The organism is Pseudomonas sp. PS01303 (genome assembly GCF_029959385.1).
GTDB classification, from domain to species: domain Bacteria; phylum Pseudomonadota; class Gammaproteobacteria; order Pseudomonadales; family Pseudomonadaceae; genus Aquipseudomonas; species Aquipseudomonas rustica.
In genome coordinates this window covers 37,734-64,604 of sequence record NZ_JASCPK010000012.1, presented here as the reverse complement: position 1 = coordinate 64,604, position 26,871 = coordinate 37,734, and the positions used below count along the sequence as shown (strand labels likewise).

Sequence of the window (26,871 nt, the reverse complement as noted above, 5' to 3'; positions counted from 1 at the left end):
TTCATGCGCATTTCCACCGCCCAGTATTACGGCACGCAAGCGTCGGACTATCAGCGTAACTTCAACAAGGCTGTGGCCACCGCGAGCGAGGCGAGCAGCCTGCAGCGGATCAACACCGCGTCGGATGATCCGGTCGGTGCCGGCCGGTTGCTGCAACTGGGCCAGCAGGCTGCGTTGCTTGATCAGTACAACGGCAACATCAACAGCGCCAAGAATGCGTTGAACGTGCAGGAAACCACCCTCGATTCCATCACCACCGCGTTGCAGCGTGCCAAGGATCTTGGCCTGGCCGCGAACAACGGCACCGCGACCGACAAGGATCGCCAGGCGTACGCAGCAGAACTGGGGCAGATCCAGCAACAAGTGCTGGGCCTGATGAACTCCAAGGATGCCAACGGCAACTACATGTTCGCCGGTTCGAAAACCGACACCGCGCCGTATTCGCAAAACGCCGATGGTACCTTCACCTACAACGGTGACCAGACCACCATCAATCTGGGTATTGGCGACGGCATGACCGTCGGCACCAACACCACCGGTTGGGATGCTTTCCAGCAGACCATCAACAGTGCGCGCACCACCAGCCAGATGACCGCTCCGGCGGTGGATGATGGTCGCGTGGTGCTGTCCAACGGTACGGTCGGCACGGCCGCCACCTACAACAGCAAGTTCACCGGTGGTCAGCCTTACACCGTCAGCTTCCTGAGCAGCACGCAGCTGAAAATCACCGATGCGCTGGGCAACGACGTGACGTCTGAAGCCAGCCAGAACGGCGTGGTCAGCAACACCACCGGGGCCAACCAGACGGTCAACTTCCGTGGCGTCGATCTGAAGCTGAACATCAACCTGAAAACCGGTGACACCGACCCGGACGCCGTGATCGCCGGGCATACGTTCCAGTTGTCTTCGACCCCGGACTCGTTCACCACAACGCGCAGCCCGGGCAACCCGTCGACGTCGGTCATCACCGGTTCGAGCATCACCGATCAGGCCGCTTACACCGCCGCGTTCCCGCAAGGTGGCGCGGTGCTCAAGTTCACCAGCGCCACCGCGTTCGACCTGTATGCCGCGCCCGTCACGGCAGACAGCAAGCCAGTGTCCTCGGGCACCGTGTCGGGCAGCAGCGCGACCGCTGCGGGCGTGACGTTTGCGCTGGGTAACACGCCGGCGGCCGGCGATCAGTTTGCGATTCAGCCGAACAACCACCAGACCCAGAATATCCTCGACACGCTGGGTCAGATGGTCACCGCGCTGAACACGCCGATCGATGGTGATCCGGTGGCCAAGCAGAAATTCCAGGGGGCGATGGAAGCCGGGCTCGGCAACATCGACGCGGCGACTAACCAGATCGGCGCCGCCGTCACCTCGATCGGTGCGCGCGGTCAGTCGCTGGATATGCAGACCATCACCAACCAGAGCCTGAGCACCGCCAACTCGACGACTCAAGGCTCGATCCGCGATTCCGATCCGGCCGAAGTCATGACTCGCCTGACCTTGCAGCAGACCATGCTGCAGGCCGCGCAACTGGCGTTCAGCAAAATCTCTCAGTTGGGCCTGTTCAACAAGATCTGATGGTGGCGGGCGCGCAAGCGCCCGGTTGCCTGGTTTTAATGTCTTCTTTTGCGGTGTCAGAGGGCTCGCTGTTCCGGGCGGGTTCCCGCCGCTTGCGAGTCCGCCGTGAATTCACTTCCCCTTGTCAGCCTGGTCATTCCTGCCTTCAATCCGCGTTTTTTTGAACGGGCATTGAACAGCGCCGTCAGTCAGAGCTACGGCAACCTCGAAATCATTGTCTGCGATGACAGTCGTGGTGCAGATATCGAAGCGACCGTCAGTGCCGTTATCGAGCGCACGGGCGCGTCGATTCGCTATGTGCGCAATCCGCGCACGCTCGGCCTAGTGGGCAATTTGCAGGCGTGTCTGGAGCAGGCACGGGGCGACTTCATCAAGTTTCTGTGTGATGACGATCAGATGTTCTCCATCTGTATCGAGCATCAGGCGCAAGCGTTCATCGATCACTCGGACGTCAATCTGGTCTTGGCCCAGCGCCTGTTCTGGGATGCCGATGACCTGGCGTTGCCGTCGCGTCTGGAAAACACCCCGTTGTCACCCGTGAGCGGGTTGTTCAAGGGTGAGGATCTGTTGGCGATCTTCGAAAACTTTCCGGTCAACATTCTCGGTGGATTCAGCAATGCGCTGTTCCGCCGGGCCGATGTGCTGGAATGGCTGCCAGCGCTGACTCAGCCCGGGCATTGTTTTGTCGCCACGCTCGATTTTGCCTTGTACGTCTGCTTGCTGCGCCGTGGCAATGTGGTGGTGTCCAACCACGTGCTGAGCGTCGAGCGCTTATACCCTGAACGATTGAGCACGCAGCAAGCCATGCGCGATGCCGCCGCGGCCGAGCGGCAATGGTTGACGCAAATGCTCAAGGCCCGCAGCGGCGAATCCGCGCCAGCTCAGGGCTGGGTGCGTTATGTGCCGATGACCAAGGCTGGCGAGTCACCGCGCGTCTGGGAAGAGTTGCCGCTGAGCCGAACGCTGGGCACCAAGCAGACCACTCAGGATTGGCACGTCGGCATTACCAGTGTCAGTTTCGCTGAGCTGTATGCCCAATGGCTGGCCTGTCGCAGCCTGACCGAAGGCCAGCGTGTGCTGTTGCCGGATACGCTGGCGGCGTGGCCGCGCAGGCCGAAAATCGTCCCGTTGATCATCGACGAGCAGGGCAGTCGTTCAGCGCTGGAGCAGACGTTGCAATCGCTCGCGGCGCAGGAATATCCACCCGAATTGACGCTGGTGCTTTCCTCATCCTGCACCGAAGCGCAGATCGACGAACGCGTCGTGCGCATGCCGTTGCAGGAAAACTGGCAAGAGCAAATCAACGATCTCCTCGGGCAACTGGACGGCGCCGACTGGTTCTATCTGTTGCGTGCCGGCGATCGACTGGTGGTGCCGGCGTTGCTGGTGCTGGCTGAGCGAATTGCCCTGTCACCGGCGTTGACCTGTCTCTATAGCGATGAAGGCGGGCTGAACCGCGGTGAATCAACCGAGCCGGTGTTCAAACCGGACTTCAACCTCGATCTGATGCGCAGCTATCCCTATGTCGGCAGAGCGCTGGCCTTCGAGCGCGAGCGCTTCCTTGCACTGGGTGGGCTGGATGCGGTTCATGGCGAACTGGCCCCGCACGACGTCTTGTGGCGCATGGTCGAGAACGACGGCACGCAGGCGATCGGTCATGTCGCCGAAGTCTTGCTGGAGTCGGCATTCGATCTGGCCAAATGGCTGTCGCAATCGCAGATGGCCGAGTGCAATAGACAAGTGGTCAGCGCGCACCTTGATCGCCTGGGCATCGCTCACACGATCAGCCCCGGCGCGTCGGCATTGCTTAACCGGATCGAATATCAGCATGCGCATCAGCCGCTGGTGTCGATCGTCATCGTCAGCAAGGATCAGGCTGCCGCCGTGCAGCGTTGTGTTGAAAGCCTGCTGGAGAAAACCATCTACGGCCATTACGAATTGCTGCTGGTGAACAACGGCAGTGAAACGGCGGAAGCGCAGATCTGGTTTGACGGCATGGCGCAATTGGGCAGCGAGCGGATTCGTGTGCTCGACTGCCCGCAACAGGACAACATGGCCGCCGTGCGCAACGCCGCGATCAGCCAGGCGCGTGGCGAGTATGTGTTGCTGCTCAACCCTTATGCGGTGATTACCCAAGAGGATTGGCTGGCGCAAATGCTTCGGCACGGCCAGCGTCCGGAAGTCGGCGTGGTCGGCGCAAAACTGTTCAATCCTGACGGTCGGGTGCTGCATGCGGGGCTGATTCTCGGTCTGCACGGGCCCGTGGGCGTGCCGTTTTACGGTGAGTCATTGCAGGCGACGGGTTACATGTACCGCTTGCTGGCCACGCACAATCTGAGCGCCGTGGGCAGTGATTGCCTGCTGGTGCGCAAAACATTGTTCGAGGCCGTCGGCGGACTCGATGAACAGGATCTGGCGCAGTCGTTCAGCGAAGTGGATCTGTGCCTGCGCATCGGCCAGCAAGGCTATCTGGTGGCCTGGACACCGTATGCGCAACTGGCGCTGGGCGCGCAACCCGCCGTCAAGTCGCAAGAAAATGACGAGGCCCTGCGCGATCAGGAACGTGAGGTGTTCTACAAGCGCTGGTTGCCGATCGTGGCGCGCGACCCGGCGTACAACGCCAACCTGTCGCTGAACGGTTTGGGCGGTTCGAGCTTCAGCCTCGACCCGGGTCTGCGTACGGGCTGGAGTCCGTTCTCCCAGCCGCAATTACCGAAAATTCTCGCGTTACCAGTCAACGCTTCGGCCATCGGTCACTACCGGGTGACGCAGCCGTTGATTGAGCTGGAAGCCGCCGGCCGTGCGCTGGGGCGTATTCACTACAACTTGCCGACAATCATCGAAGTCGAACGGCAGTCACCCGATGTGATCATTTTGCAGGGGCGCTATGCCGAAGCGCCGATCAATGAAATTCCGATTCTGCAAAAGTACTCGAGTGCGCGACGCATCTATGAGCTCGACGACTACGTGATCGATGTGCCGCATCGCAACGCGCACATCCGTAACATGCCAAACAAGGACGAGATGGAAAAACTCGTGCGCCGTGCCATCGGCATGTGTGACCGGGTCGTGGTGTCCACCGCGCCACTGGGTAACGCATTGTCCTCGATGCACCACGATATCCGCGTGGTGCCGAACATGTTGGCCAAGCACCTGTGGAGCGATCTGCGCAGCCAGCGTCGTACCTCGAAAAAACCTCGCGTGGGTTGGGGGGGCGGCACCAGTCACCACGGTGATCTGGCGGTGATCGCCGATGTCGTGCGTGAACTGGCCAGCGAAGTCGACTGGGTATTCTTCGGTATGTGTCCGGATGACTTGCGTCCGTACATGCACGAGTTCCATGGTGTGATCGGCCTCGACGTGTACCCGGCGAAACTGGCCAGCCTCAACCTCGATCTGGCGTTGGCGCCGCTGGAGTTCCACATTTTCAACGACTGCAAGAGCAACCTGCGCTTGCTGGAATACGGCGCCTGCGGTTACCCGGTGATCTGCACCGACACCGAGGCCTATCGCGGCTACCTGCCGTGCACGCGGATCAAGACCAACACCACCGATGAATGGCTGCAAGCAATCCGCATGCACCTGGCCGACCCGGACGCCAGCTACCGCATGGGCGATGAATTGCGTGAAGTGGTGCTGCGTGATTACGTACTGCGCGGCGATAACTTGCGCTACTGGGAAAATGGCTGGCTGGCCGATTGAGCCCATTCTGCGGTCAATCGACAGATTGAATAAGGGCCGCCTGATCATCCTTGATCAGGCGGCCCTTTTTTGCATTCGAAGCCCGCTGTTCTGCGGATCTCATCTGACTGATCGCGCGCTCATGGAGCTGGCGCGTTTCCTGCAAGTACCCCTCAAATCGCCATAAAACGAGCGCTCGCGGTCACGTCCGCTGCGCTCGCAACGGCAGAAAGGTTTAGCCAGAAGGCCCGCCGCTCAACCAAGCGACGCGCAGCCCTGTGACGAGCAAGAGGGGAGACGATGAAGGCAGTAATTTTGGCGGGTGGCCTGGGCACGCGCATCAGTGAAGAGTCGCACCTCAAGCCAAAACCGATGATCGAGATCGGTGGCAAGCCAATTCTCTGGCACATCATGAAGCAGTATTCCGCCCACGGGATTCATGACTTTGTGATCTGCCTTGGCTACAAGGGCTACGCGATCAAAGACTTCTTCGCCAACTACTTCCTGCACACCTCCGACGTGACGTTCGACATGCGCGAAAACCGCATGGACGTGCACCAGAATTACAGCGAGCCATGGCGCGTGACGCTGATCGACACGGGTGAAGAAACCATGACCGGTGGCCGTCTGCGCCGCGCTGCACGCTACGTGGAAAACGAAGAAGCTTTTTGCTTTACCTACGGCGACGGCGTTTCTGACTTGAACATCAGCGCTCTGGTCGACTTCCACCTGACCCACGGCAAACAAGCCACGGTGACCGCCGTGCAACCGCCGGGACGCTATGGTGCGCTGGATCGTGACGGCGATCGCGTGCTCGGTTTCACCGAAAAGCCACGCGGCGACGGTGGCTGGATCAACGGCGGCTTTTTCGTCCTGTCGCCCAAGGTTCTGCCGCTGATCAGCGGTGACGACACGTCGTGGGAATCCGGCCCGCTGGACGGTCTCGCCGAGCGCGGTGAACTGATGGCGTACCAGCACGACGGTTTCTGGCAGCCGATGGACACCTTGCGCGACAAGAACCATCTCGAAGCCTTGTGGCAAAGCGGGGAGGCCCCATGGAAGCAATGGGACTGAGTGCGGATTTCTGGCGCGGTAAACGCGTTCTTGTCACCGGGCATACCGGTTTCAAGGGCAGTTGGCTGACCCTGTGGCTGCAAAGCCTTGGCGCCGAGGTCAGCGGTTTTGCCCTCGATCCGTCGACCGAACCGAGCCTGTTCGAACTGGCGCGCGTACACGAAGGCATCAACGATCAGCGCGGTGATTTGCGCGATCTCGGCGCACTGCTGGAGATCATCGCCGACACCGAGCCGGAAATCGTTTTGCACCTCGCCGCACAGCCGTTGGTGCGTGAAGGCTATCGCGATTCGCTCGGTACTTATTCCAGCAACGTGATGGGCACGCTCAACCTGCTCGAAGCGATTCGTCAGGTCGGTTGCGTGCGCGCCTGTGTGCTGGTGACCACCGACAAGGTCTACGCCAACAAGGAATGGCTGTGGCCGTACCGTGAAGACGAAGCCCTTGGTGGCCACGATCCTTACAGCAGCAGCAAAGCCTGTTGCGAGTTGTTGGCGCAGTCTTACGCCGCGTCGTTTTTCCCGGCGGACAAGTACGCCGAGCATGGTCTGGCCCTCGCCACGGCGCGCGCCGGCAACGTGTTGGGCGGCGGTGATTTCGCCCCTGAGCGATTGATTCCCGATGTACTGAAAGCCTGGTCGGCGGATGAGCCAGTGACCTTGCGTTACCCGCAAGCCGTGCGCCCATGGCAGCACGCGCTGGAGCCGCTGGCCGGTTATCTGCAATTGGCCGCTGGGCTCTACGAGCAAGGCCCGGAATACGCCGGCGCATGGAATTTCGGCCCCGGCGAGGCGGACATGTGCAGCGTCGGCGAAGTGGTTGAACTGCTCGCCAGTCGCTGGCCGCAAGCGCGGGGTTTGCGCATCGAACCGAGTGAATTGCACGAGGCCGGTCTGTTGCGTCTGGACAGCAGTCGCGCGCGGCAACTGCTCGGTTGGCAGCCGCGCTGGACGTTGCAACAGTGTCTGACGCAAACCCTCGACTGGCATCTGGCGTGGCAGAACGGCGATGACATGCGCGCCGTGACCCTCGGCCAATTGAACCTGTACCGAGGCGCGTTGTGAGCGAGTTTTCCCTGAAGGCGTTGCCGCTGGCCGGACTGTTCAGCGTCCAGCACAAGCGCTTCGAAGATCAGCGCGGGCACTTCGCGCGGTTGTTTTGCGAAGGCAGCCTGAGCGCGTTTGGCGCTGAGTTTCATATCCGCCAGATCAACCATTCCTGCACTCGCGAGAAGGGCAGCGTGCGCGGTTTGCATTATCAGAATGCCAACGCGCCGGAAGCCAAACTCATCACTTGCCTGCGCGGTGAAGTGTGGGATGTGGCGGTGGATTTGCGCCCCGATTCAGAAACGTTTTTGCACTGGCACGCCGAGCACCTCAAGGCTGGCGATGGTCGCGGTCTGCTGATTCCTGCCGGGTTCGCCCACGGTTTTCAGACGCTGACTGAGGATGCTGAATTGCTTTACCTGCACAGCGCCGATTACGCGCCGGAGCACGAGGGCGGTTTGTCGGTGAACGACCCACGGCTGGCGATTGCCTGGCCGTTGCCTGTCAATAATTTGTCAGCGCGCGATTCCAGCCATCCTGCGCTCGATCAACACTTCGCTGGAGTGCGTCTATGAACTGCCGTGGGTGCGCCGCACCGCTGAGCCTGCCGTTGATCGACCTCGGCACCTCGCCACCGTCGAACGCTTATGTGCACGCTGATCGCCTGGAACAGGCCGAGCAATGGGTACCGTTGAAGGTCGCCGTGTGTCAGCAATGCTGGCTGGTACAGACCGAGGATTACACCCGCGCCGACAGCCTGTTCGACGCTGAGTACGCCTACTTCAGTTCGTTTTCCAGCACCTGGCTGGCGCACGCCGAGCGTTACGTTGCCGAGATGGTCGAGCGCTTTGGCCTGACCGCTGACAGCCGCGTGGTGGAAATCGCTGCCAACGACGGCTACCTGCTGCAATACGTCGCCGCGCGTGGCATTCCGTGCCTTGGCGTTGAGCCGACCCGCAGCACCGCGCAAGCTGCACGAGAAAAAGCTCTGGAGATTCGCGAACTGTTCTTCGGTCGCGACACCGCTGCGCAGTTGAACAGCGAAGGCTGGGGTGCCGACTTGATGGCGGCCAATAACGTGCTCGCGCACGTGCCGGACATCAATGATTTCCTCGCTGGTTTCGCCACGCTGCTCAAGCCGAGCGGCGTTGCTACCTTCGAATTCCCGCAACTGCTGACGCTGATGGCCGGCGCGCAGTTCGACACGCTGTATCACGAACACTATTCCTACCTGTCGCTGACCGCCGTGCAGACACTGTGCGAGCGCAACGGTCTGCAAGTGTTCGACGTCAGCCAACTGAACACCCACGGCGGATCTCTGCGCGTGTTCGTCCAGCGCAAGGACAGCGAACGTCGCCCCGTACAACCCGCAGTGCAGCAGCAGTTGCAGGCCGAACTCGATGCCGGGGTCAAAACCGCCGAGTACTACGCGACCCTCGCGCCCGCCGCTGAACGCATCAAACATGAACTGCTGCGCTTTCTGTTGCAGGCCAAGGCCGACGGCAAACGCGTGGTTGGTTACGGCGCGGCGGCCAAGGGCAACACGCTGCTCAACTACGCCGGGGTCAAACCCGACTTGCTCGCCTGGGTGGCTGATGCCAATCCGCACAAGCAGGGCAAGTTTTTGCCCGGCAGCCGCATTCCGATTGTTGCGCCGGAACGCATTGAAATCGAGAAGCCGGATTACGTGCTGGTGCTGCCGTGGAACCTGCTGGACGAGATCACCCAGGCGTTTGCCGGCATCCGTGCCTGGGACGGTCGTTTTGTCATTGCCATTCCTGAGTTGATCATCCGATGAGCCGAATTCACTACACCAAACCGAGTGTGGGCGAGCTCGAAGCCCAGTACGTGCTCGACGCCGTGCAGAATGGCTGGGGCGAGCGCTGCTACGAATACATCAACCGTTTCGAAAAAGCCTTCGCCGAGCACATGGGCGTGCCGTATGCGATCGCCACGTCGAGCTGCACCGGCGCCTTGCACATGGGCATGGCCGCGTTGAATGTCGGGGTTGGCGACGAGGTCATCCTCGCGAACACCAACTGGATCGCCTCGGCGGCACCGATCACTTATCTGGGTGCGACCCCGGTGTTCGTCGACGTCTTGCCGGACAGTTGGTGCCTCGACCCAGAACAGGTTCGCCGCGCCATCACCCCGCGCACCAAAGCGATTCTGGCGGTGCACATCTACGGCAACCTTTGCGACATGGACGCGTTACTGGCGATCGGCCGCGAGTTCAACTTGCCGGTCATTGAAGACGCCGCTGAAGCCATCGGCTCGCAATGGCGCGGTGCGCCGGCGGGTTCGCTGGGTGCGTTCGGGGCGTTCTCGTTTCATGGCACCAAGACCATGACCACCGGCGAGGGCGGTATTTTCGTCTGCTCCGATAAAGCCTTGTACGAGCGCGTGCTGACCTTGTCAAACCACGGTCGCGTGGCCGCCAGTACGCGGCAATTCTGGCCGGATTTCGTCGGCTACAAATACAAGATGAGCAATGTGCAAGCCGCCATCGGTTGCGCGCAAATCGAGCGTGTCGACGCATTGATTCAGCGCAAACGCGCGATCTTCGACAACTACGCGCAGGCCCTCGCATCACTGCCGGGCGTGTCGATGAACCCGCAACCGGCGCACGCGCAAAACGGTTACTGGATGCCGACGGTGGTGTTCGACGAAGCCACCGGCATTACCCGGGAAACGCTGATCGCTGCGTTCCAGGCCGCGAATATCGACGCGCGGGTGTTCTTCTGGCCGTTGTCGGAATTGCCGATGTTCTGCGATGTGCCTGTGCATACGCCGGTGGCGTTTTCGTTGCCGGGCCGTGCAATCAACTTGCCGAGCTACCACGACATGACCGACGCCGATCAGCGCCGGGTCATTGATGTGGTGCGCACTGTTCTTGAGGGAAAACTGTGAAGGTCTATCTACTGGGCGCCGCCAATCCGGAAACCCTGCGCATGATTCAGGCCATTCAACGCGCGGTGCCGAATCAGCAGTTTTTCTTCCTCGACAACGATCCTGCGAAGCAAGGCACGCTGTTTTACGGCTTGCCAGTGGTCGGCGGAATTGATCGCGTGGCGGAGCTCAAGGGCGACGACGTGCGCTTCGTCAACCTGATCACCGGCAGCACCACCACGCGCTATCAGACCACCTGCAGCATCGTCGAAGCCGGCGGCCAGTTGGGCAACTTCATCCACCCGTCGATCGACCTGACGATGACGCGTATGGGCGTCGGCAACTACTTGCAGGAAGGCGTGCAGCTACAAGCCGAAGTGAGTATTGGCGACAACAGCAGCATTCACATGGGCGCCCTGATTGCCCATGAAAGCCATGTCGGCAACTCGGTGTTCATTGCTCACGGCGTCAGTGTCTCGGGTTGCTGCGAGATTGGCGACGGCACTTTTATCGGCACCAACGCGAGCATCCTGCCGCGTATCCGCATCGGTCGCTGGGCGACGATCGGCGCTGGCGCGGTGGTGACCAAAGACGTTCCGGATTACGCGGTCGTGGTCGGCAACCCCGGCAAAATCATCAAGACCAACCCTGATTCCTTTCAAGACGGCCGGGTTTTCAAATAATCCGTCGCTCACAAATTCTGGAGTGCGCAATGAATCCTCATGAGCAGTTTCGTGAAGAAGTAAAAGACAACATCGCCGGTCTGCAACAGGACAAGGCGCTGCAAGCCACCTCGCAGGACTGGATCAACGACACCGCCAAACACAAGTACACCTACAACTTCAGCTGGATGGGCCGGCCGATCATTCAGTTCCCGCAGGACATGATCGCCATGCAGGAAATCATCTGGGCGGTGCAGCCGGACATCATCGTCGAAACCGGTATCGCCCACGGCGGCTCGCTGGTGTTTTACGCCTCGATGCTGGAATTGATCGGCAAGGGTGAAGTGCTCGGCGTCGACATCGACATCCGTCAGCACAACCGTGAAGCAATCGAGAATCACCCGATGGCCAAACGCATTCAGATGATTCAGGGTTCGAGTATCGACCCGGCGATCGTTGCGCAAGTGCGTCAGCGGGTCGAAGGCAAGAAGGTTCTGGTGGTGCTCGATTCCAACCACACCCACGAATACGTGCTGGAAGAGTTGCGCGCCTATGCGCCGATGGCGTCGGTCGGCAGCTACTGCGTGGTCATGGACACCGTGGTCGAAGACATGCCGGCGGACGCCTTCCCGGATCGTCCTTGGGGCAAGGGTGACAATCCGAAAACCGCGGTGTGGGCTTACCTGGAAGAGAACCGTGATTTCGAGATTGATCAGGCCGTTCACGGCAAGTTGCTGATCACCGTGGCACCGGACGGCTACCTGCGTCGCGTTCGTTAATCGACAGACATCGTTGAGTTTTTTCGGCTACTCGCCGGTTGGGGAATTTTTATGCAAGGCACGAACACTTCTGAACATGGATTGGCACTCAACGAACAGTTGACTGTTGTGTTGATGACCCACGAGCGCCCGGCGTTTCTGCGACGCGCAGTGAAGTTCTACAGCAGCTTGCCTTGCAGGATTCTCGTCCTGGATTCCTCGGCCGAAGCGCTGGCGGGTCTCGCCGATGCTTACCCGAATGTCGATTACGAACATTTGCCGCAATACGGTTACTGGGGCATTCGCGCGAAGCTGGCCTATGGCGTGGATCAAGTGACGACGCCGCTGATGGTCTTTGCTGCCGACGATGACTTCCATGTGCACGATGCGCTGCACGAAGCCGTCGCGTTCATGCAGGCCAATCCGGACTACAGCTTCTGCCATGGCTACAGCATGATGTACCTGTCGCTGGCCAACAGCGTGAGCTACTACCGTCGCGATAAAAAAGTCTGTGAAGACTACGCGTCGGACACCGCTCAGGAACGCGTGCTCGAGTATCTGTATCAGTACCTGCCACCGTTTTACGCGGTTCAGCGCACCGCCAATCTGCAAGAGTGGTACCGCTTGCTGCCGCACGAAACCTCGTTTCAGTGGCAGGAAATTGGCCACACTTACTACCTTCTGGCGATGGGCAAGGCACGGATTCTGCCGATCCCGTATGTGGTGCGGGAGCTCAACTATGAGCATTCCGATCACAACACCGAGATTTACCATTCGCTGGCGTACACCGACGCGAAAAACGTCGCCGACCGTGAAGCCTTCGCCGGGTTTCTGGCCGGGCTGCCGACCCAGATCAAGCATGAGAATCCGCAACAGGCCAAACAGTCGGTCATGGACAGTTTCGAAGCCTTGGCCGACAGCCTGCGCAACCGCCGCTCACTGACCGCCGAGCTGATCATCGAGTCGAACTGGACTGATATCGAAGCCGGCCCGCAGCGGCGTTTTGGCCCGAAACAGTACGTCGAGATGCCGTTCTACAATCAGCCGTTCTTCGATCAACTGGCCTGGTACGAAATGCTCCTGCATTCGATGCCGGCCGGACGCACTCAATTGCAGAATCTGGAAGGCATCTGGGCGCGTCAGCGCAGCCTGATGCAGGCGCGCAACAACGATACCCCGGAAAGTGTGCTCGACCGTTTGTGGCAGGCGCACGACGCCAACATTTTCAATCGTCAGGTCATCGCTCGACTGATTCCCCAATTGCAATTGCTCGGCGAAGAGGAAGACGCGCAAAAACTGCGTGAGTGGTTCGCTCGCCTCGAAGCGGTGTCGCAGCAAGGCACGGATCAGGTCTTCGACAAGATGCTCACCGGTCGCTTGCTCGACTGGCTGGCGGCGCGTCAACCGAGTGCTGAACAATCGGCGGCCATTGCCCAGCACCTGGCCGCAAATGACGGCGGCCCGCAGTTTGGTATTTTCCTGCTGGATCTGGATAACGACATCGACCAATTGCAGGTCACGCTGGACAGCCTGCTGGAAGGTCACAGCAAAGCGTTCAAAGTCGTGGTGTTCACCACCGGAGAACCGCCGGCGGCGACCACGGCGCAGAACACGCTGCACTTTGTCCGCGTCACGCAAAGCAACTTCGTCGACAAGCTGAACCAAAGCGTCAATCAATCACCGTGTGACTGGCTGTTGCTGGCCGAAGCGGGCGACGAATTCACTTCCGGTGGTCTGCTGCGTGCAGGCCTGGAACTGCTCTCGGCCACTGAAGTGCGCGCCGTCGCTACCGACGAAATTCAGCGTACCGTCAGCGGTGCGTTGGTCGATGTATTCCGCCCGGGCGTCAATCTTGATTTGCTGCAAAGCGTCCCTGCACTGATGGCGCGTCACTGGCTGATCCGCCGCGACGTGCTGATTGAGGTGGGTGGTTACCAGCCTGACTTCAGCAAAGCGCTGGAATTTGATGTGCTGCTGCGCCTCATCGAGCAAGGTGGCCTTGGCGGTCTGGCACACCTCGACGAACCGCTGCTGATTGCGCGGGCGGTGGTGCTGGAAGAAAACGCCGATGAGCGTCAGGCACTGCTGCGCCATCTGGGCAATCGCGGCTATAAGGCCAAAATCGCTTCGGCGCAGCCTGGCACCTACCAGGTCGATTACCGTCACACCGAACAACCGCTGGTGTCGGTCATTCTGCCGGCCGGCGATGATTTGCCCGCGCTGCAACGTTGCCTGGAAGGCGTGCTGCTCAGAACCCGTTACACCCGCTATGAAGTATTGATTGTGGCCAGCAGCGATGTGTCGGCAGCCGTCAGCGACTGGCTGGGCACCCTGACTCACAGCAAAGTGCGCGTGTTGCGTACCGAGCAACACTTGAACGAAGCCGCGTTGTGTAACGCAGCCAGCCAGCAGGCCGCAGGCGAGTTCCTTGTGTTGTTGGCGGCTGATGGTGAAGTCGTCAACCCGAACTGGATCGAATCGTTGCTCAATCATGCGTTGCGTCCGGAAGTCGGCATCGTCGGCGCCAAACTGGTCGACCGCGACGGCAAGATTTCCCAGGCCGGTTTGATTCTTGGACTGAACGGCGGTGTTGACTCAGCCTTTATTGGTGAAAAACACACCGCAGAAGGTTATATGCAGCGTTTGCTCGTCGAGCAGAACTACTCGGCTGTGTCGAAGGCTTGCCTGATGGTGCGCAAAGAATTGTTCAACGCGCTCGATGGGCTGGACGCTGTGAACTTTGCCGACGGTTTCAGCGATGTCGACCTGTGCCTCAAGGCCGGTCAGGCCGGTTACCTCACCGTGTGGACGCCGCTGGTGCAAGTGCTGCACACCGGCGAGCTGCCGCAAGCTGCTGAAGCGCTGCAAGCCTTGCGTGAAAAATGGCACGACGCCTTTGCACAGGACTCGGCTTACAACGCCAACCTGGCCCTGAGCGGCAAGGGTTTTACCTTGGGTGAAAAGGCTTCGATCAACTGGTCGCAGTTAATCGCTTGAGTCGGCCGAACCAGGATCAGGAATCAGCACATGTTCAACGGTAAATCGATTTTCATCTCTGGCGGCACCGGTTCGTTCGGGCGCAAATTCATCGCCCGCCTGCTTGAGCAATACCAGCCCAAGCGCGTGGTGGTGTTCTCCCGCGACGAACTCAAGCAGTACGAGATGCAGCAGACGTTCAACGCGCCGTGCATGCGTTACTTCATTGGTGACGTGCGCGACGCTGACCGTCTGCGCCAGGCCATGCGTGGCATCGATTACGTGGTGCATGCGGCAGCGCTCAAGCAAGTGCCGGCGGCGGAATACAACCCGACCGAGTGCATTCGCACCAACGTCAATGGCGCGGAAAACATCATCGCCGCCGCCATCGACAACGGCGTGAAGAAAGTCGTCGCGCTGTCCACCGACAAAGCGGCCAGCCCGATCAATCTGTACGGCGCGACCAAGTTGCTCTCGGACAAATTGTTCGTGGCTGCCAACAACATTGCCGGTGAGCAGGAAACCCGTTTTGCCGTGGTGCGCTACGGTAACGTCGCCGGTTCGCGCGGTTCCGTGGTGCCGTTTTTCAGCAAGTTGATTGCTGACGGCGCGACTGAGTTGCCGATCACCGACGAGCGCATGACGCGCTTCTGGATCACCCTCGATCACGGCGTGCAGTTTGTCCTCGACAGCTTCGCGCGGATGCATGGCGGCGAAGTGTTTGTGCCGAAAATTCCGTCGATCCGCATCGTCGATCTGGCGTTGGGCATGGCCGAGCATCTGCCGCATAAAAACGTCGGCATTCGTCCGGGCGAAAAACTCCATGAGCTGATGGTGCCGCTGGACGATGCGCGGATGACCCTGGAATTCGCCGATCACTACACGATTCAGCCGTCGATTCGCTTCACCAGTGTCGACGTCGATTTTGCTGTCGACAAACTCGGTGAGCAGGGCCGGGCGGTCGGTGAGGACTTCGAATACCGTTCCGACACCAATCCGCACTTCCTGTCGGTCGGGCAGATCGCCGACTTGCACGCGAAGCTGTCGGCATGATCCCGTACGGTCGGCAGAGTCTCGACCAAGCGGACATCGATGCGGTGGTCGAGGTGTTGCAGTCCGACTGGCTGACCCAGGGCCCGACCATCGCGCGTTTCGAGCAAGCGCTGGCCGAGCGCTGTCAGGCCGATTTCGCCGTGGCGGTGTGCAATGCCACGGCGGCGCTGCACATTGCCTGTCTGGCCGCAGGACTGGGGCCTGGCGATCGTTTGTGGACGACGCCGAACACCTTTCTCGCTTCGGCCAACTGCGGACGCTACTGCGGCGCCGACGTCGATTTCGTCGACATCGATCCGCTGACCTGGAACCTCGATGCCTTCGCGCTCGAAGCGAAACTCGATCAGGCCGAACGCGACGGTACGTTGCCGAAGGTTTTGGTCGCGGTGGCGTTTTCCGGGCAGAGCTGCGACATGCGCCGCATTGCCGAACTGGCCGAGCGCTACAACTTCACCGTGATTGAGGATGCCTCGCACGCGGTGGGCGCGTCGTACGCCGGGCGTCCGGTCGGGTGCGGTGAGTTCGCCGCGATGACGGTGTTCAGTTTCCATCCGGTGAAGATCATCACCAGCGCCGAGGGCGGCATGGTGCTGACCAACCGTCCGGCGCTGGCCGAACGCTTGCAGCGCCTGCGCAGCCACGGCATGACCCGCGATCCGCAGCAGATGAGGGAGGCCAGTCACGGCCCGTGGTACTACGAGCAGATCGAGCTCGGTTTCAATTACCGCATCACCGATCTGCAAGCCGCGTTGGGTCTGTCGCAACTGGCGAAACTCGACGACTTCATCGCCCGCCGGCGTGAGTTGGCCGCCCGCTATGACCGCTTGCTCGCGTACCTGCCGTTGACCTTGCCAAGCCCTCAGCCAGAGGCGGAGTCGGCGTGGCACCTGTACGTGGTGCGCGTGCAGACTGATCGCGTCAATCTTAGCCACCGACAGATCTTCGAAGGGTTGCGCGCGGCCGGGGTCGGGGTGAATCTGCACTATATTCCGCTGCACTTGCAGCCTTACTATCGCGACCTGGGTTTTGCCGAGGGTGACTTTCCCGAGGCCGAACGTTATTACGCGCAAGCAATCAGTCTGCCGCTGTATCCGCTGCTGACTGACGCACAGCAGGACTATGTGGTCGAGCAACTGCGACGGCTGCTTCTTGAGGAGTAAACCCACGTGAGCTGCGTTGCGATCATCCCCGCCCGTGGTGGCAGCAAGCGCATCCCGCGCAAGAACCTGAAACCGTTCGACGGCGTGCCGATGATCGTTCGCTCGATCCGCACGGCGCTGGATTCGGGGTTGTTCGAGCGGGTCGTGGTCAGCACCGACGACGCCGAGATTGCCGACGTGGCGCGGGCTCACGGTGCTGATGTGCCGTTCCTGCGTCCGGCGGAACTGGCCGACGATTTTGCCGGCACTGCGCCGGTGATCGTGCACGCTTTGCAGCAACTGCCGGATTTCGATTACACCTGCTGCGTCTATGCCACGGCGCCGTTGTTGCAGGTGCGTTATCTACGTCAGGGGCTGGAATTGCTTGAGCAGAATCCGGACAAATCCTTTGCCTTCTCTGTGTGCAGTTTTGGCTTTCCGGTGCAGCGTGCATTGACGCTGGACGGGCAGGGCGCTTTACAAGCTTTGTACCCGGAGTTTCGCAACACTCGCTCGCAGGATATGCCTGAGGCCTATCAGGATGCCGGGCAGTTTTACTGGGGCCGCAGCGAAGCCTGGTTGCGCGGCGAAGTGATGTATTCGCCGGCCAGTCTGCCGGTGATTTTGCCCCGACATCTGGTGCAGGACATCGACACGCTGGAAGACTGGAAACGCGCCGAATACCTGTATGCCGCGCTGAAGGCTGGCGGGGAATTATCGTGAGAGTGCTGATCCGTGCCGACGCCTCGCCGACCATCGGCAGCGGCCACATTGCCCGTTGCCTGACGCTGGCGCGAGTACTGCGCGGGCAGGGCAGTCACGTCGCGTTTGCCTGCCGGCGCTTGCCGGGGCATCGGCTCGATGCGCTGAGCGCCGAGGGTTTCGAGACCTTCGCGCTGCCTGAACGCTATCCCGATGAAGACCCGCAGCAAGCCATCGAAGCGATGTTGCCGTGGCAGGCCGACATCGACGCGCTGGCGCAGCTGCTGGACGGTCACACCGCGTTCGACTGGATTATCGCCGATCACTATGGGCTCGATCATCACTGGCAAACCGCTGCCCGGCGCTGGGCGCCACGCATTGCGGCGGTCGATGATCTGGCCACGCGGCGCTACAGCGTCGATCTGTTGCTCAATCAGAATTTGTCCGGCCTCAGCGAAAATTATCAGCCGCTGCTGCCTGCCAATTGCCGCACTTTGCTCGGTCCGCGCTATGCGATGTTGCGCGAGGAATTCAATGCCCCGGCCATCGAGATCAAGCCGCAGGCGCAGCGACTGCTGGTGAATTTTGGCGGTTTCGATGCCGCTCGCCAGACTCATCACGCGATGTTGGCGCTGGCCGATTTTGCCGAGCTTGAAGTGGATTTTGTCGCCGGCGCCGACAACCCGGCCTGGACGCAAATGCAGGCGCTGGCCGAGACGCGGCCGCACTGGCGGCTGCACAGTTTTGTCAGCGATTTTCATCAGCGCATGCTTGCAGCCGATTTGTTTATTGGCGCTGGTGGCGGCACCAGTTGGGAGCGCGCGGCGCTCGGCTTGCCGACGATTTGCATTGCGGTGTCGAACAATCAGCAGGTCAACGGCGAAGTCATGGCGGCGGCGGGTGCGCATGTGTTCATGGGCGCCCGTGAGCAGGTCAGTGTCGAGCAGTTGCGCGACGCGATCGGTTTTGTCGTTGGCAACCACTATTTGCGGCAAAGTCTGGCCGAGCGCTCGCGGCAACTGGTCGACGGTCGTGGTGCGTTGCGCGTAGCGACAGCGCTGGCTGGCGCGGTGCTGAAACTGCGCCCGGTGACGCTGGACGATGCGCAGTTGTTGTTCGACGGGCGCAATGCCGAGGCGGTGCGACGCTGGTCGCAGAAAACCGATGTGATCGACCGCGAGCAGCATCAACACTGGTTGAGCGCGAGCCTGCGCAATCCGCAGCGACTGCTGTTGATTGCCGAAGGCGACGACGGCCCGGTCGGCGTGTTGCGTTACGACTTGCGTGGTTTTGAGGCCGAAGTTTCGCTGTATCTGTTTGAACAGCGTCTGGGCCTCGGTTGGGGCAGGGCGCTGCTCGCTCGCGGTGAGGCATTCGTCACGGCGCACTGGCCGCAACTGACTGCCATCACCGCGCAGGTTGCGCCCGCCAATCGCCCGTCATTGAATGTCTTTCGTGACGCCGGGTATCTGCAAAGTGCCTGTGCGTTCACCCGTGTCTTGAAGGAACACCCGCATGCCTGATTTCAAGATTGGCGATCGCCTGATCGGTGCCGACGCGCCGCCGTTCATCATCGCCGAGATGAGCGGCAACCATAACCAGTCGCTGGACGTGGCCCTGCAAATCGTCGAAGCGGCGGCGAAGGCTGGCGCGCATGCCTTGAAGCTGCAAACCTACACCGCCGAGACCATGACGCTGGATATCGCCGAGGGTGAGTTTTTCATCAAGGATCCGGGCAGCCTCTGGGCCGGCACGTCTTTGTATGACCTGTATGAGAAGGCGCATACACCATGGGAATGGCACGCGCCGATTTTCGCTCGGGCTAAAGAGTTGGGCATGCTTGCGTTCTCGACACCGTTCGACGACAGCGCTGTGGATTTTCTCGAAAGCCTCGACGTACCGGCCTACAAGATCGCCAGTTTTGAAAACACCGATTTGCCGCTGATCCGTCGCGTCGCGGCCACCGGCAAACCGCTGATCATCTCCACCGGCATGGCGAGCATCGCCGAACTCGACGAAACCGTGCGCGCTGCGCGGGAGGCGGGGTGCAAGGATCTGGTGCTGCTCAAATGCACCAGCACCTACCCGGCGACACCGGCAAACAGCCACGTGCGTACGATTCCACATCTGCGGGAATTGTTCGGCTGCGAAGTGGGGCTGTCTGATCATTCGATGGGCGTTGGTGTATCGGTGGCAGCGGTGGCGCTGGGCGCGACGGTGGTGGAAAAACATTTCACCCTCGACCGCGCGGCCGGTGGCGTCGACGCCAGTTTCTCGCTGGAACCGGCGGAGATGGCCAGTCTGGTGGTGGAAACCGAACGCGCCTGGCAGGCGCTGGGTCAGGTGCATTACGGCGTGACCGAGGCTGAGCGCAAGTCAGTGGTCTATCGCCGTTCGCTGTACGTCACCGCTGATATGGCCGCTGGTGAGCCTTTCACCACCGCCAATCTGCGCGCCATTCGTCCGGGTCTCGGGCTGCCGCCCAAGCACACCGACGCCGTTCTCGGCCGCTGCGCGCGCACGCCGATCAAGCGCGGTACGCCGCTGGACTGGTCGCTGATCGAATAGACCGATCTGCAATCGATTCGGCATTTATCGTGACTTGCGAGTCATAACGCGCATCTTCACTGTATTGTATTAATCGGTGAGATGGCGCCTGACCCGTTATCGGTGGCAGTGATAGCCCTTTGCGCTCCCCGTGGCTGCCCGTTGTGGCGGCCGTTTTCTGTTTGTCAGCGCCCCTCGAAATCCTTGCGAGCGGTGGTCTTGGGCTGTTTTTTATTGGGAAGCCGTAATGATTGGCATAAAAAGCATTGCGAGCTACGTTCCTGTAGCCGGCGTGGACAATTACGCACAAGGTGCAAAATTCGAAAAGGATGAAGAATTCATCCTTGGCAAAATCGGTTCGGCGTTTCTGCCGCGCAAAGACGCTGATCAAGAAACTTCCGATCTGTGCGTGGAAGCAGCCAATGCGCTGTTTGCCAGCAACCCTGAACTGAAGCGTGAATCGATCGACGCGCTGATTGTCGTCACCCAGAACGGTGACGAAGAAGGCCTGCCGCACACTGCCGCGATCGTCCAGGACAAACTCGGCCTGCCGACCAATGTCGCTGCGTTCGATATTTCCCTGGGTTGCTCCGGTTACGTCTACGGCATCTACGCGATCAAGGGCTTTATGGAAGCCGCCGGCCTGAAGAACGGTCTGCTGATCACCGCTGATCCGTACTCGAAAATCGTCGACCCGGAAGACCGCAACACCACCATGCTGTTTGGCGATGCCGCCACCGCCACATGGATGGGCGAAGATCCGACCTGGGCGCTGGGCAAGGCCAAGTTCGGCACCGACGGTTCCGGTGCGCCGCACTTGAAAGTCACCGATGGCGTGTTCTTCATGAACGGTCGTCAGGTATTCAACTTTGCGCTGCTGAAAGTCCCGGCGCACTTGCACGAGTTGCTCGACGATTCTGGCCTCAAGGCTGATGACATCGACGCGTTCTGCATTCACCAGGGCAGCGCGGCAATCGTTGATGCCGTGGCGCGACGCTTCGAAGGCGAGCCGGAGAAGTTCATCAAGGACATGGTCGAGACCGGCAACACCGTGTCGTCGAGCATTCCGCTGCTGCTGGAAAAACACGTGATCGATTCCGACTGGCAGCGCATTGCGCTCAGCGGTTTCGGTGTGGGTCTGTCGTGGGGCTCGGCGATTATTTATCGTCCTTGAGCCACACAACGGCCGATACAAAAATAGCGCTCAAGGGTTAACCTTGAGCGCTATTTTTTTGCCTGAAACGGAGTGCGAGGCGTCATGAGCGAGTTTTTCCAGGCCAATGCCGAAGTCCTGCAACGACGCTGGCCGGCGCTGTTCGAGCGCTTGATGGCTGAGGACAGTTCGGCCATCGAGGCTGAGCTGACGCAAGGGCTGGGTTCGACGCTGAGCGTCAACGGCATCCAGCTCACCAGCCGCCATGACCGCACGCATGAGGCGTGGATTCAGGCCGCCAGTCTTCCGGACAAAGCGCAACTGCACGTCTACGGCACCGGCCTCGGCGATCTGCCGGGCGTGTTGCTGGAGCGCTCAAACCTTGATCGTCTGTACGTGCATATCCTCAATGGCGCGTTGTTTGCGCTGGTGCTGCAACTGATTGATCAACGGCAGTGGCTGGAAGATCCGCGCGTGGAGCTGTTTTACGCGGGCGATCTTTCCGATATCTGTACGCCGTTTTTTGCCCTGCCGGCCGAGATGCTGCTGGCGGATGACTTCAACGCGAAGATCCGTGATCGGCTGGTCAATGAAGTTCATCTGACTTTCAACAACCGCGAATTCGACGTGCAGTCGCCGATTATTCAACAGCGGTTGCAGGATTGTTTGCCGGTACTGCTGGGCGATGAGGATGTGGCGCAATTGTTCGGCACCTGCGCCGGCCGCGAGGTGTTTGTGATCGGTACTGGCCCGACGCTTGAGAGCCATTTCGAACGGTTGGCGGTGATTCGTCAGCAGGCTGATCGTCCATTGTTTATTGCCGTGGATACCGCTTATCGGCCGTTGCGCGAACATGGGATCGTCCCGGACATGGTGGTGAGCATTGATCATCGCATAGGCTTCCGCCATTTGCCGGTGGAGGAATCGGCCGGGATTACTTTGGCGTACCTGCCGATGAGCGATCCCGAAGTTCTGACGGCCTGGAAGGGCAAGCGCTACGGCGGTTATTCGGCAAGTCCGGTGTACGCCGGTTTGCGCGAGCAACATCCGCGGGCGCTGCTGCATGTCGGTGGCAGCGTGATTCATCCCGCCGTCGATCTGGCGGTGAAGATGGGCGCCGCGCGCATCACGCTGTTCGGCGCTGACTTCGCGTTTCCGAATAACAAAACCCACGCCGGCTGGAACGACGGCGATCTGGGGCCGGGCGTGAGTCAGTCACGGCACTGGGTGCTGGACGGGAATGGCCAGCGCGTCGCCACGCAGCTCAACTTTCGCGGTTATCTGTGTGTGCTGGAGCGCTACATCGCCGCGCATCCGCACGTGCAGTTCTATAACAGCAGTCGTGCGGGCGCCTTTATTGCCGGCACGCAGTTCGATCCGGAGTTCGTGCAATGACCGCTATCGATAAATGCATGGACGAGTGCCGCCAGTGCGCCGGACTGTTTCGCCTGGGCCGTGATGTCGAGGCCGCGCTGGTCATGGTTGACGTGTTCGAAGGCGCGCAGCAGGCGCTCATGTCGGCATCGACCGATGTCCAGCAAACCTGGGCGAGCTTGCTGACGCAAATCCTTGAATGCCAAGAGCGTCAGGACTGGTTGGGCCTCGCCGATTTCATGGAGTACGAACTGATCGAATTGCTGCAAAGCACGCAGCGCTGAAGGCGACCAACGGCGCTGGCCCGCTGCTTTGCGCCGCAGTCGATTTTATGACGTCATTTTTTCGTGGATGGGGCGCGGCTAAGCCCTTGTTTTCTCGGGGGTGGCAGGGTGATGGCAAATTTTTTTCAAAAAGCCCTCAAGCAACCTGCAAACCCGACGATAACTATTACGAAGGTTCTCTAGGCCATACCCGGCGGTTGCCAGGGCCGGAAGCCGCAGTACCCAACCAACGAGGAATTCGTCATGGCTTTAACAGTAAACACCAACACCACATCGTTGAACGTTCAGAAAAATCTGAACCGCGCTTCCGACGCTCTGTCGACTTCGATGCAACGTCTGTCTTCCGGCCTGAAAATCAACAGCGCTAAAGATGACGCCGCTGGCCTGCAGATCGCTACCCGCATGTCCTCGCAGATCCGTGGTAACACCCAGGCCATCCAGAACGCCAACGACGGTATCTCCGTTGCTCAGACCGCTGAAGGCGCTCTGCAAGCTTCGACTGACATTCTGCAGCGTATGCGTGAACTGGCTGTTAAAGCACGTAACGGTACCAACGGCACTGCTGACCAGACCGCTACCAACGCTGAATTCGCTCAGATGTCTGACGAAATCACCCGTATCTCGGCTTCGACCAACCTGAACGGCAAAAACCTGCTGGACGGTTCGGCTGGTACTGTGACCCTGCAAGTGGGCGCAAACACTGGTTCGGCTAACCACATCGACCTGGTACTGAGCGGCAAGTTTGACGCTGCAAGCCTGTCGGTAGGTAGCGGTACTGTTGTTCTGACCGGTGCTACTTCCGCAGCCGCCGCTTCGAACATCGACAACGCGATCACCGCAATCGACGCTGCAATTGCAACCATCAACAGCACGCGTGCTGCGCTGGGTGCTTCGCAAAACCGTCTGACCAGCACCATCTCCAACCTGCAGAACATCACTGAAAACACCACCGCTGCTCAGGGTCGTGTACAGGACACCGACTTCGCCGCAGAAACTGCTAACCTGACCAAGCAGCAAACTCTGCAGCAAGCTTCGACTTCCGTACTGGCTCAAGCCAACCAACTGCCTTCCGCTGTACTGAAGCTGCTTCAGTAATTCCGGATCGAGTTTAAGCGGGGGAGTGCGCTTGTCGTGCTCTCTCGCTTTTTTACGTTAAGAGGTGATGGGCATGGACATGAGCGTAAAGCTTAGCGTGTCTTATCCGGCTCCCAAGCCCGCAGCCCCGGTCTCTGACAAGCCGTCAGAAGTACCTAAAGTTGCCAAGGCTGACGCGCCGGTCGCTGACAAGCACCAGGACACGGACGATGCCAAGTTGAAGCTGGCGGTGCAGGAGATCGAAAAGTTCGTACAGTCGATCAAGCGCAATCTGGAGTTCTCGATCGATGAGCATTCTGGAAAGGTTATCGTCAAAGTGATCGCAAGCGAGACGGGTGAAGTCGTTCGACAGATTCCCTCCGCCGAAGCTCTAAAGCTGGCAGACAGCCTGGCCAACGCCAGTCACGTGTTGTTCGACGCCAAAGTCTGATAGCTGGCATGAATCGTGTTTGTTCGTTCTCAGGACGCCGGTAGCGGTCAAAAGAATGGCAACAATCTGAAGGGAGATGCACATGGCAAGTCCAATTTTACCGGGTTCCGGACTGGGTTCCGGCCTGGACATCGGCGCGATCGTGACTGCGCTGGTTAACGCCGACAAGTCTGCCAAACAGACGCAGATCGACACTCAGACGAAAACCAACTCGCTGAAGATCTCCGGTGTCGGTTCGCTGAAGAGCGCACTGGCGGCTTACCAGAAGTCGATGGCCGACCTGAATAAAGCGTCGAGCCCGGCCTTTGCCGGTTTTACGGCAACCTCGGATACACCTGCAGTACTGGGTGCAACGTCCGACAAGACCGCCGTACCGGGTACTTACAGTGTTGTCGTGAAGAACCTGGCCACCGGCTCGAAAGTTGCCAGCGCCGCATTTGCCGGCGGTGCCGCCAGTGCCATTCCGAGTGGTACTCTGAAAATCAGTCAGAATGGCACTGATTACCCTGTCACGATTCCAGCCAATGCCACGCTGCAAAGCACTCGCGATGCAATCAACACCGCGCAGGCAGCCAACGGTATTTCTGCCAACATCGTCACCGACAGTACCGGTTCCTCGCGTCTTGTGATCAGTTCGAACAAGACTGGCGCGGGCATGGATCTGAGCACCAGCGGCATTGCCGGTCTGGAAATCGATGGCACCCAGGTGATGGGTTCCACGCCTGCTGCGGGCGCGTCGGGCGCCGTTAGTGCGCGGTCGATGGATGCCACCCTGACCATCGACGGCTTGACCGTGACCAGCAAGACCAACACCGTCACCGGCGCCATCAGTGGTCTGACGCTGAACCTCAACACAGTGAGCCCGGGTACACCTGGGTCGCAAACCCCGGCGACCGTTTCCGTGGCGACCAACACGGCGGGTATCCAGACGTCGCTGCAGACCTTCATCGACGCCTACAACACGCTGAAGAAAACCGTCGATACCTTGTCCAAGGCGACACCGGACGCGGACGGCAATCTAACCGTTTCAGCCGCTTTTACCGGTGACTCGCTGCCGCGTTCGCTGATGGCGGATGTGCGTGCGCAGTTGACGGATAACGGCGCTGGCGGGCAATTGGCCGTGCTGTCGCAGATGGGTGTTCTGACCGACAATAAAACCGGTTTGTTGACCCTCGACACCTCGGTGTTCAACAAGCGTATGGAAACACCGGGCATGGCGGGCCAGGTGCAGCAACTGTTCAGCGGTACCGACGACAAGAACGGTCTGTTGGCGCGTATGACCGCTGCAGTCGACCCGTACGTCAAAACCGGCGGCCTGCTCGATCAGCGCAGCTCCAACCTGACGAGCCTGTCGTCGAGTCTGCAGAAACAGCAGACCGCCCTCGACTTGCACGTGACCAGTCTGACGGCAACATTGACGGCCAAGTACAACGCCATGGACTTGTTGGTAGGGCAGATGAAGGCAACGGCGAGCAACATCACGTCGTTCTTCAGCTCGCTCAATGCTCAGCAATCCGCGAAGTAACAGGTAAGAACGACAAAAACCCGGCTACGCTTTATCGGCGTGCGCCGGGTTTTTGTCTTTTCATCTAAAGTTTTCAGACTCGTTGGCGATACATTGGTTATACGAGTCATTGTGGCAATGAGGTAAAACATGAACCCGATGTTAGCCCTTCGGCAGTACCAGAAAGTCGGTGCGCACGCACAGACCTCCGAAGCGAGCCCGCACCGCCTGGTGCAAATGTTGATGGAAGGTGGCCTGGCCCGTATCGCTCAGGCCAAGGGTGCCATCGAGCGCAAGGACATTCCCGGCAAGTGCACCTCGATCAGCAAAGCGATCGGTATTGTCAGCGGCCTGCGCGAAGGTCTGGATCTGGAAAACAGTGCCGAGGCGCTGGCCGATCTGGACGGTCTGTACATCTACATGATGAAACGCCTGGCCGAGGCGAACATCAGTAGCGATCCACGCATTCTTGATGAAGTCGCCGGGCTGCTGACGACGGTAAAAGAGGGCTGGGATGCCATCGCGCCTACGCCTGCTCCGCAGTTCTAAAGGAGAGCACCATGAGTCTTGTATTGCAGCGAATTGCAAACACCCGGGAATCGTTGATCAGTGCGCTGGCAGATCGCAACTGGGAAGCCATTGGTGAGCTGGATCTGGCTTGCCGTTCCTGCATGGAAGACGTCATGGCGGAAGCTTCGCTGGACGAGGAGGCGTTGCGCGATAATCTGGAAGAGTTGCTGCATGTTTATCGGCAGCTGCTTGAAGTGGCCATGGGCGAACGCCAGGCGATAGTCGATGAGATGTCGCAGATCACCCAAGCGCGGAACGCGGCAAAGGTTTACCATCTGTTTGGTTAATTAACCTTCAGTTAATCCAGAGATGTGCGCCATAAATTTGACTGTGCACGGTTTTTTGACTTAACTAGTGGCTGT

General features: G+C 59.9%; 23 protein-coding genes. All 23 read left to right on the top strand.

The features are described 5' to 3' along the window. Nucleotides 1-3: 3 nt before the first annotated feature. On the top strand, nucleotides 4-1,572 hold the full coding sequence (locus tag QMX93_RS06780; protein WP_282353922.1) for a flagellar hook-associated protein 3: 1,569 nt from the start codon (nucleotides 4-6) through the stop codon (nucleotides 1,570-1,572). A 105-nt stretch (nucleotides 1,573-1,677) separates the two neighbouring features. Further along, on the top strand, nucleotides 1,678-5,274 hold the full coding sequence (locus QMX93_RS06775) for a glycosyltransferase (protein WP_282353920.1): 3,597 nt from the start codon (nucleotides 1,678-1,680) through the stop codon (nucleotides 5,272-5,274). Between the two features lie 279 nt (nucleotides 5,275-5,553). After that, nucleotides 5,554-6,327 carry a glucose-1-phosphate cytidylyltransferase gene (gene rfbF / locus QMX93_RS06770; RefSeq protein WP_212544216.1) on the top strand — a complete coding sequence of 258 codons (774 nt, stop codon included), beginning with the start codon at nucleotides 5,554-5,556 and terminating at the stop codon, nucleotides 6,325-6,327. Beyond that, nucleotides 6,309-7,391, top strand: coding sequence for a CDP-glucose 4,6-dehydratase (rfbG, locus tag QMX93_RS06765; protein WP_282353918.1), 1,083 nt, complete (start codon nucleotides 6,309-6,311; stop codon nucleotides 7,389-7,391). The genes rfbF and rfbG overlap by 19 nt, the downstream gene beginning before the upstream one ends. Then, nucleotides 7,388-7,948 (top strand): dTDP-4-dehydrorhamnose 3,5-epimerase, encoded by a 561-nt coding sequence (gene rfbC, locus QMX93_RS06760; protein ID WP_282353915.1) that lies wholly within the window; start codon nucleotides 7,388-7,390, stop codon nucleotides 7,946-7,948. The genes rfbG and rfbC overlap by 4 nt, the downstream gene beginning before the upstream one ends. Further along, complete coding sequence (locus QMX93_RS06755) at nucleotides 7,945-9,171, top strand: class I SAM-dependent methyltransferase (RefSeq protein ID WP_282353912.1); 1,227 nt, start codon at nucleotides 7,945-7,947, stop codon at nucleotides 9,169-9,171. Before rfbC ends, QMX93_RS06755 begins: the two co-directional genes overlap by 4 nt. After that, nucleotides 9,168-10,283 (top strand): DegT/DnrJ/EryC1/StrS family aminotransferase, encoded by a 1,116-nt coding sequence (locus QMX93_RS06750; protein WP_282353910.1) that lies wholly within the window; start codon nucleotides 9,168-9,170, stop codon nucleotides 10,281-10,283. The genes QMX93_RS06755 and QMX93_RS06750 overlap by 4 nt, the downstream gene beginning before the upstream one ends. Then, nucleotides 10,280-10,945: a NeuD/PglB/VioB family sugar acetyltransferase gene (locus QMX93_RS06745; RefSeq protein ID WP_282353907.1), complete on the top strand. Its 666-nt coding sequence runs from the start codon at nucleotides 10,280-10,282 to the stop codon at nucleotides 10,943-10,945. The genes QMX93_RS06750 and QMX93_RS06745 overlap by 4 nt, the downstream gene beginning before the upstream one ends. Nucleotides 10,946-10,974: 29 nt before the next feature. Then, the gene (locus QMX93_RS06740) at nucleotides 10,975-11,703 is read left to right on the top strand and encodes a cephalosporin hydroxylase family protein (RefSeq protein ID WP_282353905.1); all 729 of its coding nucleotides are present in this window, start codon (nucleotides 10,975-10,977) and stop codon (nucleotides 11,701-11,703) included. Between the two features lie 51 nt (nucleotides 11,704-11,754). Further along, nucleotides 11,755-14,679: a TIGR00180 family glycosyltransferase gene (locus QMX93_RS06735; RefSeq protein WP_282353902.1), complete on the top strand. Its 2,925-nt coding sequence runs from the start codon at nucleotides 11,755-11,757 to the stop codon at nucleotides 14,677-14,679. Between the two features lie 30 nt (nucleotides 14,680-14,709). Next, entirely contained in the window at nucleotides 14,710-15,711 is a 1,002-nt protein-coding gene (gene pseB / locus QMX93_RS06730; protein ID WP_053118323.1) for a UDP-N-acetylglucosamine 4,6-dehydratase (inverting), read from the top strand. Continuing rightward, on the top strand, nucleotides 15,708-16,871 hold the full coding sequence (gene pseC, locus QMX93_RS06725; protein WP_282353898.1) for a UDP-4-amino-4,6-dideoxy-N-acetyl-beta-L-altrosamine transaminase: 1,164 nt from the start codon (nucleotides 15,708-15,710) through the stop codon (nucleotides 16,869-16,871). The genes pseB and pseC overlap by 4 nt, the downstream gene beginning before the upstream one ends. A 6-nt stretch (nucleotides 16,872-16,877) precedes the next feature. Continuing rightward, a complete protein-coding gene (pseF, locus tag QMX93_RS06720; protein ID WP_282353896.1) occupies nucleotides 16,878-17,573 on the top strand; it encodes a pseudaminic acid cytidylyltransferase in 696 nt (231 codons plus the stop codon). After that, complete coding sequence (gene pseG / locus QMX93_RS06715) at nucleotides 17,570-19,075, top strand: UDP-2,4-diacetamido-2,4,6-trideoxy-beta-L-altropyranose hydrolase (RefSeq protein WP_282353894.1); 1,506 nt, start codon at nucleotides 17,570-17,572, stop codon at nucleotides 19,073-19,075. The genes pseF and pseG overlap by 4 nt, the downstream gene beginning before the upstream one ends. After that, nucleotides 19,068-20,120 carry a pseudaminic acid synthase gene (pseI, locus tag QMX93_RS06710; protein WP_159812626.1) on the top strand — a complete coding sequence of 351 codons (1,053 nt, stop codon included), beginning with the start codon at nucleotides 19,068-19,070 and terminating at the stop codon, nucleotides 20,118-20,120. The genes pseG and pseI overlap by 8 nt, the downstream gene beginning before the upstream one ends. A 226-nt stretch (nucleotides 20,121-20,346) precedes the next feature. Next, a complete protein-coding gene (locus tag QMX93_RS06705) occupies nucleotides 20,347-21,273 on the top strand; it encodes a ketoacyl-ACP synthase III (protein ID WP_053118335.1) in 927 nt (308 codons plus the stop codon). 84 nt (nucleotides 21,274-21,357) lie between these two features. Next, nucleotides 21,358-22,647, top strand: a complete 1,290-nt coding sequence (locus tag QMX93_RS06700) for a 6-hydroxymethylpterin diphosphokinase MptE-like protein (protein WP_282353886.1) — start codon at nucleotides 21,358-21,360, stop codon at nucleotides 22,645-22,647. Next, entirely contained in the window at nucleotides 22,644-22,910 is a 267-nt protein-coding gene (locus QMX93_RS06695) for a hypothetical protein (protein WP_282353884.1), read from the top strand. Before QMX93_RS06700 ends, QMX93_RS06695 begins: the two co-directional genes overlap by 4 nt. Before the next feature lie 243 nt (nucleotides 22,911-23,153). Next, nucleotides 23,154-24,005, top strand: coding sequence for a flagellin domain-containing protein (locus QMX93_RS06690; protein ID WP_282353882.1), 852 nt, complete (start codon nucleotides 23,154-23,156; stop codon nucleotides 24,003-24,005). A 73-nt stretch (nucleotides 24,006-24,078) separates the two neighbouring features. Further along, on the top strand, nucleotides 24,079-24,435 hold the full coding sequence (locus QMX93_RS06685; protein WP_282353879.1) for a flagellar protein FlaG: 357 nt from the start codon (nucleotides 24,079-24,081) through the stop codon (nucleotides 24,433-24,435). 82 nt (nucleotides 24,436-24,517) lie between these two features. Beyond that, entirely contained in the window at nucleotides 24,518-25,960 is a 1,443-nt protein-coding gene (gene fliD / locus QMX93_RS06680; protein ID WP_282353877.1) for a flagellar filament capping protein FliD, read from the top strand. 129 nt (nucleotides 25,961-26,089) lie between these two features. Further along, the gene (gene fliS / locus QMX93_RS06675; RefSeq protein ID WP_282353876.1) at nucleotides 26,090-26,488 is read left to right on the top strand and encodes a flagellar export chaperone FliS; all 399 of its coding nucleotides are present in this window, start codon (nucleotides 26,090-26,092) and stop codon (nucleotides 26,486-26,488) included. 11 nt (nucleotides 26,489-26,499) lie between these two features. After that, nucleotides 26,500-26,796, top strand: coding sequence for a flagellar protein FliT (locus QMX93_RS06670; RefSeq protein WP_282353874.1), 297 nt, complete (start codon nucleotides 26,500-26,502; stop codon nucleotides 26,794-26,796). The last annotated feature ends 75 nt before the right edge of the window (nucleotides 26,797-26,871 follow it).

What these genes read in the sequence shown, in the direction of transcription:
- QMX93_RS06780 (WP_282353922.1), top strand. Translation starts at nt 4, where the DNA reads ATGCGCATTTCCACCGCCCAGTATTACGGCACGCAAGCGTCGGACTAT.
- rfbF (WP_212544216.1), top strand. Translation starts at nt 5,554, where the DNA reads ATGAAGGCAGTAATTTTGGCGGGTGGCCTGGGCACGCGCATCAGTGAA.
- rfbG (WP_282353918.1), top strand. Translation starts at nt 6,309, where the DNA reads ATGGAAGCAATGGGACTGAGTGCGGATTTCTGGCGCGGTAAACGCGTT.
- QMX93_RS06755 (WP_282353912.1), top strand. Translation starts at nt 7,945, where the DNA reads ATGAACTGCCGTGGGTGCGCCGCACCGCTGAGCCTGCCGTTGATCGAC.
- QMX93_RS06750 (WP_282353910.1), top strand. Translation starts at nt 9,168, where the DNA reads ATGAGCCGAATTCACTACACCAAACCGAGTGTGGGCGAGCTCGAAGCC.
- QMX93_RS06740 (WP_282353905.1), top strand. Translation starts at nt 10,975, where the DNA reads ATGAATCCTCATGAGCAGTTTCGTGAAGAAGTAAAAGACAACATCGCC.
- QMX93_RS06735 (WP_282353902.1), top strand. Translation starts at nt 11,755, where the DNA reads ATGCAAGGCACGAACACTTCTGAACATGGATTGGCACTCAACGAACAG.
- pseB (WP_053118323.1), top strand. Translation starts at nt 14,710, where the DNA reads ATGTTCAACGGTAAATCGATTTTCATCTCTGGCGGCACCGGTTCGTTC.
- pseC (WP_282353898.1), top strand. Translation starts at nt 15,708, where the DNA reads ATGATCCCGTACGGTCGGCAGAGTCTCGACCAAGCGGACATCGATGCG.
- pseI (WP_159812626.1), top strand. Translation starts at nt 19,068, where the DNA reads ATGCCTGATTTCAAGATTGGCGATCGCCTGATCGGTGCCGACGCGCCG.
- QMX93_RS06705 (WP_053118335.1), top strand. Translation starts at nt 20,347, where the DNA reads ATGATTGGCATAAAAAGCATTGCGAGCTACGTTCCTGTAGCCGGCGTG.
- QMX93_RS06700 (WP_282353886.1), top strand. Translation starts at nt 21,358, where the DNA reads ATGAGCGAGTTTTTCCAGGCCAATGCCGAAGTCCTGCAACGACGCTGG.
- QMX93_RS06695 (WP_282353884.1), top strand. Translation starts at nt 22,644, where the DNA reads ATGACCGCTATCGATAAATGCATGGACGAGTGCCGCCAGTGCGCCGGA.
- QMX93_RS06690 (WP_282353882.1), top strand. Translation starts at nt 23,154, where the DNA reads ATGGCTTTAACAGTAAACACCAACACCACATCGTTGAACGTTCAGAAA.
- QMX93_RS06685 (WP_282353879.1), top strand. Translation starts at nt 24,079, where the DNA reads ATGGACATGAGCGTAAAGCTTAGCGTGTCTTATCCGGCTCCCAAGCCC.
- fliD (WP_282353877.1), top strand. Translation starts at nt 24,518, where the DNA reads ATGGCAAGTCCAATTTTACCGGGTTCCGGACTGGGTTCCGGCCTGGAC.
- fliS (WP_282353876.1), top strand. Translation starts at nt 26,090, where the DNA reads ATGAACCCGATGTTAGCCCTTCGGCAGTACCAGAAAGTCGGTGCGCAC.
- QMX93_RS06670 (WP_282353874.1), top strand. Translation starts at nt 26,500, where the DNA reads ATGAGTCTTGTATTGCAGCGAATTGCAAACACCCGGGAATCGTTGATC.